Origin of the sequence: Pseudomonas brassicacearum subsp. neoaurantiaca (genome assembly GCF_013608025.1) — a bacterium.
GTDB lineage: Bacteria > Pseudomonadota > Gammaproteobacteria > Pseudomonadales > Pseudomonadaceae > Aquipseudomonas.
Window position 1 is genome coordinate 1 of the sequence record NZ_VDLV01000030.1, and the last position, 1262, is coordinate 1262.

The following is a 1262-nucleotide window of genomic DNA, read 5'->3' on the forward strand; positions in this document are numbered from 1 at the left end:
AGCAACGGCGCGGTCATCAACATCGCTGCCGGACAAACCACCGGCACCGTGGCTGTCGATACTCCGGCGAACGATGTCTACAACAACGGCAACACTGTCAGCACGACGATTACTGGCGCAACCGGCGGTAACTTCGAGAATCTGGTGCCGAGCACGGCGCCTGCGGTGACCACGATCACCGACTCGGCTGATGCCGCTGGCCTGACCCTCAGCGCCAGCGAAACCATCACCGAAGGCGGCCAGATCACCTACACCGCGACGCTGACTAACCCAGCGCAAACGCCAGTGAGTGTGACGCTCAGCAACGGTGCGGTCATCAACATCGCAGCCGGTCAAACCACCGGCACCGTGGCTGTCGATACTCCGGCGAATGATGTCTACAACAACGGCAGCACCGTCAGCACCACGATCACCGGTACCTCCGGCGGCAACTTCGAAAACTTGGTGCCAAGCACTACGCCTGCGGTGACCACCATCACCGATTCCACTGATGCCACTGGCCTGACCCTCAGCGCCAGCGAAACCATCACCGAAGGCGGCCAGATCACTTACACCGCGACGCTGACCAACCCAGCGCAAACGCCAGTGACCGTGACCTTGAGCAACGGCGCCGTGATCAACATCGCTGCCGGACAAACCACCGGCTCCGTCGCAGTCGATACTCCGGCCAATGACGTCTACAACAACGGCAGCACCGTTAGCACCACCATCACTGGCGCAACCGGTGGCAACTTCGAGAATCTTGTTCCGAGCACCACGCCAGCCGTTACCACCATTACCGACTCGGCTGACACCACCGGCCTGACCTTGTCCGCCAGCGAAACCATTACCGAAGGCGGTCAGATCACTTACACCGCGACGCTGACCAACCCAGCGCAGACCGCGGTCACCGTGACCTTGAGCAACGGTGCGGTCATCAACATCGCTGCCGGTCAAACCACTGGCACCGTCGCCGTCGATACCCCGGCCAACGACGTCTATAACAACGGCAGCACCGTCAGCACCACGATCACGGGTGCGACCGGTGGCAACTTCGAAAACCTGGTGCCGAGCACTACGCCTGCGGTGACCACGATCACCGACTCGGCTGACACCACTGGCCTGACCTTGTCTGCCAGCGAAACCATCACCGAAGGCGGCCAGATCACCTACACCGCGACGCTGACTAATCCAGCGCAAACGCCAGTGACTGTGACGCTGAGCAACGGCGCGGTCATCAACATCGCTGCCGGACAAACCACCGGCACCGTGGCTGTCGATAC

Annotated in this window: 1 protein-coding gene; it reads left to right on the top strand. The window is 61.5% G+C overall.

Annotated features, from left to right (window positions below; translation table 11 throughout):
• On the top strand, positions 1-1262 hold a 1262-nt coding region (locus FHK92_RS16670), incomplete at both ends, for an immunoglobulin-like domain-containing protein (protein WP_181289022.1).